This is a genomic window from Mesorhizobium sp. M7A.F.Ca.ET.027.02.1.1 (assembly GCF_004022985.1).
Lineage (GTDB): Bacteria > Pseudomonadota > Alphaproteobacteria > Rhizobiales > Rhizobiaceae > Mesorhizobium.
On sequence record NZ_RZOL01000479.1, the window covers coordinates 1 to 4,323 of the forward strand.

The following is a 4,323-nucleotide window of genomic DNA, read 5'->3' on the forward strand; positions in this document are numbered from 1 at the left end:
TCACACCGAGACGCACGCCGCCTACATCAGACTTGTGGCTGACCGCCGCCGAATCGACCTTCACCGCGCAAGAAGTTGCAAACCCGGAAACGGCTGCCTCGACGGATTCCGCATCGACAGCAGCCAACCATTGACCAGTGTCCACGCCCAATTTCTGCAGTATTTCGCGAGCCGTCGTCTCTGCCGACAAGCCGTTGGGCACGACCACGCGCGGCCCCCCAGTTGCCAACGTTGCGTTGTGACTGCCGTTCTTTGAAAGCCAGGTTGCCCTCTCGAAGAGCGCTCTCGCGCCTGCAACAGCCCAATCCAACGAGGCAAAGACTTGCATGCCGCCATTTCGCAAGATCTGGTGGTTCTCAGGCATTCGGCTGGCGTAGCAACTATGGAAAACTAGAGGAAGGCCAGAGGTCTTTTGCAATGCAACGATACGCTCGGCGGCCGAATTCTCAGCTGTCACGAGAGAAGCTTCGAACCTTAAGTGGTACGCTCCAAACATCCCGGATGTCAGAATGAGCCCTACCTCTGGATCTGACGCCAAGATCTCAATGCATTCCGGAAAGACATCCGGATGGGCATCTATGGCGCTGTAAACGTCGATCGGATTTTCGACACTGGCTTCCTCCCCGAGCACCTTTCTCAACTTAGCTTTGGTTTCCCCAGAAAGAGATGCAAAGGGTACCCCCGCGCGAGATAGAGCATCAACCGCCAGCGTGGCATGTCCACCACCGTCAGCCAGAACCACAATCCCAGCCTCTGGTCTGGGAAGAGGAGTGGTTGCCAGAAGCGCAGCTATCGGAAGCAATTCGTCCGAGCGATCCACCAGCGTAACGCCCATCTGCGGCAGCACTCTCAAAGCGATATCGTCAGCGCCAGCAATCGAACCCGTATGAGAAAGCGCCGCCTTTCCACCTTCGTGGGATCGCACTCCTCGGAGCATTACAATCGGACAGCTCTCCGCTACTCGTGCGGCCGAATTCAAAAAACGCCGCCCATCAATGAAACCTTCATTGTAGATCGCAATTGAACGAGTGCTCTTGCGCAGGCAAAGCTCTTCGATCAGTTCGTCATATCCAACATCAGCCTGGTTCCCTAAACCAGCAATGACATCGAAGCCGGGACCGTTGATCGCGCGGCTGTCTTCGAGCACCGTCAAAATCATGTTACCGCTTTGCGTTAAGACGCTGACGGGTCCCTTTGGGGGCAGTTCCGGCAGGCCGATTAGGTCCGCCTGTACGGTACAGTTTACCATGCCTGACGTGTTGGGCCCAATAATGCGGACCCCGCTTTCTGCTAAGGCGTCACGCAATCTCTTTTCCGTGCTTGCTGCTTGGTCTCCCCGCTCGCCAAACCCATGTGCGACAATAATGGCACCCGCGATGCCCTTTTTGCCGCACTGGAGAAGAATATCTGGCACCTCCTCAGCCGGCCGAACTATCACCGCAATATCAACGCCCTCCGGAAGGGCATCAATTTCGGTGACTACGGGCAAACCCAGGATCGCCCCTCCCTTTGGGTTGACCGGCAGGATCGGATAGCTGTAGCCGGCCTTTTGCAACGCGTTGATGATCTGATATCCGCGCTTGGAGGGACTTGCAGATGCGCCAATGACCGCGACGGAATGCGGCTCAAGTATGCGGCTCACCGCTGTTGCCTTATTGAGGGCGTCCATTCCTATTTTCCTTCAAACGTGGGGGAGCGGCGTTCGGCAAAAGCTGCTACTCCCTCAGCCCAATCCTTCGTTTCCATGATCGCCAGCACGTCTTCGGCCTCGGCACGGAATAGGCTTTCGGGGCTTTTCGGGAAATTGATCGCCGCCTTAAGGCGGGCCATCGGCAACGGCGCGTTCTTTACGAGTCGATCCACCAGCGCGGTGGTACGCTCCACCAACTGATCCGCTGGCGGAGCCTCGGTTGCCAGGCCAATCTCCAGGCATTTCGCACCGGTTATCTTGTCGCCCAGCAGCAAAAGACTTGCCGCATTTCTTAACCCAATAAGGCTAGGGAGTCGGACCGTTACGCCTCCCCCCACATAAGTGCCAATGGCGACTTCCGGAAACCCGAGCTGGGCATCCTCGGATATGATCAGAAAATCAGCAGAGGTCGCGATTTCCGCTCCGCCCCCGACGGCATAACCATGCACTTGGGCGATAACGGGCGTTTTCATCGTCTGAATCTGTTCGCAAACGCGCTGCCCAAGCGTGATATAGGCCTCGCGCTCACCGCGCGTCCGCTCGCCCGATTTGTGGGCCTTTAGATCGGCACCCGCACAGAATGCCCGACCGTTTCCGGAAAGGATCACACAGCGTATATTTGGGTCTTTATCCGCATACTGCAGGGCGTCCAACGTTTGTTGATAAAGGACTTCGTTGACGGCATTCAGCCGCTCTGGGCGGTTGAAGATAATGTGAAACGCTTGATTTTCTTGCTTCGTAACAACTTCGTTCATGGATATTCTCTTTGCGGCTGATCCCTCCAGTGTCGCCAAAAAATATTGCGCGTCTAACATTTTTTGGACATAGATTGATCGTGCGAGCGCAATAATCGGTAGGCACTCCGGACATTCGTTGCTGGCGCGGATCGCGGGGGGCAAGGCGCACTGCTGGTTTGCATAACCGTCGTGCCCAGCTTTGAATCGATGGTCGACGGCAGGTCGCGCGCAAAATCCGGACCGTGACGCCGACAAAAACAATATCGAAATGTCGGTCACGAGCTTGGCGATCGGCGGTCAAGCAGTTGGGGTTCTCATCCTTCCATGAACGAACATCCGGCGATGTAAACGCCTTCGTGCACTAGCCGATGAGTGATGTTCAAAGATTGGGCCGCGGCCCTGTGTCGCCTCGCCCCACAATCGCAACCAACACGCAAATACCTGACCAGCCAGGTTTATTAGTGTCCTTTTGCGATCAATCTATACCCAAATAATGTTGGACGCAGTGCTGTAGTACGCGCCAATGATTCCGATCGTGAGAACGAACCTCACCTGCGGATCGGACGCGATAATGCATTTGGGAAAGATTAGAGAATAAGGAGACTGTATGAGTCGCTCTCATCAGGGGACGCCAAATTCGATTTTCCGCTTCGATCTCGATGGTGCTGCTGCGATGCCCTTTGAGATCGGACATGTGGAATCGACATACGTGACAATGCGTGACGGCGTGAAACTCGCCTTGGATGTCTCCCGCCCTTTGGACAAGTATCCCAGCACTAGTCTTGATACTATTCTTATCATGACCCGCTACTGGCGCGGGATCAAAGGCCGACCGTCCAACCACCTAGCCGACCAATTTGTGCCGCACGGTTATGCCGTTGTTGTTGGAGATGTTCGCGGACCCGGAGCTTCTTTCGGAGTGTGGCCTTATCATCGCGCGCGCGATGAGACATTGGATTTCAGCGAAGTGCTCGACTGGATCGTCGCGCAGCCTTGGTCTACGGGTCGCGTCGTGGGCTACGGCTTTTCTTACACCGCCATTACTGCCGACTGGATGGCGGAACGAAACCATGTTGCGCTCAAGGGCATCATTCCACGCTTTCCAGACTACGATCCTTATGAAGATGACTACTTTCCTGGAGGAGTGCCGAATGCCTTCATAGGGCAGACGTGGGGCAACCGGGTCAAAGATCTCGACCGCAATCTGTTGACGCTCGCGGACGGCGAGAAATCGCCGGGCGTGCGTCCAGTCGGCTCTAGCGGCGAGCCGGAGCTTGACGCGGCTCTGCGCGATCACGAGCGGGTTCCGTCTGTCTGGGAGGGATTTCAACGGGTGGCGTTCAAGGACGATCGTCCCCCGTCCTGGGGCGGGGCCTCCATGCTTGACTGGAGTATTCAGGAAGTAGCGGACACACTGGATAGCTCAGCGACCCCAACCCAGACCTGGGCGGGCTGGTTCGATGCCGGCACCGCGCAAGGGGCCATTCGTCGTTTCCTGCGACAGTCATATCCGATGAACGTGATCATAGGTCCGTGGAACCATGGCGGCGACATTCCTTACGATCCCCTCCTCGACCCCGATAAGACGAGTCCTCCCACGACATCAACGCAGCTGGCAAACGACATCCGCTTCGCGGACGCGTGCTTTAGCGGTCAGGCCGCTCACGAGCAGGGAAAAGTTCTCCATTACTACACCCTTGGGGAAGGCGTTTGGAAATCGACGCGCTCATGGCCTCCCCGCGCCATCCGCCGTCGGTGGCACATGGCAAATAACTTTGGCCTAAGCGCCTCGCCTGGCGAGATGGGTCTCGACACGCTCCAGGTCGACCCTGCCTTGGCAGATGTCAGATCGAATCGGTGGGCCACTAATAACGACGCGGGCAAGGTGGATTATGG

Annotated in this window: 3 protein-coding genes; 1 reads left to right on the top strand and 2 read right to left on the bottom strand. The window is 56.6% G+C overall.

What is annotated here, in order from left to right; genetic code table 11:
* A partial coding sequence (locus tag EN749_RS31655; RefSeq protein WP_128364635.1) for a CoA-binding protein occupies positions 1 to 1,669 on the bottom strand: 1,669 nt, incomplete at its 3' end.
* A gap of 2 nt (positions 1,670 to 1,671) precedes the next feature.
* Positions 1,672 to 2,445: an enoyl-CoA hydratase/isomerase family protein gene (locus EN749_RS31660; protein WP_189367828.1), complete on the bottom strand. Its 774-nt coding sequence runs from the start codon at positions 2,443 to 2,445 to the stop codon at positions 1,672 to 1,674.
* A gap of 589 nt (positions 2,446 to 3,034) precedes the next feature.
* On the opposite strand from EN749_RS31660, the gene EN749_RS31665 reads away from it, so the two are divergent.
* Positions 3,035 to 4,323, top strand: a 1,289-nt coding sequence (locus tag EN749_RS31665; RefSeq protein WP_128364637.1) for a CocE/NonD family hydrolase, incomplete at its 3' end; no start/stop codon positions are given.

Bases quoted from the DNA above. Each gene is read 5' to 3' on its own strand.
- EN749_RS31660 (WP_189367828.1), bottom strand. From the start codon at position 2,445: ATGAACGAAGTTGTTACGAAGCAAGAAAATCAAGCGTTTCACATTATC.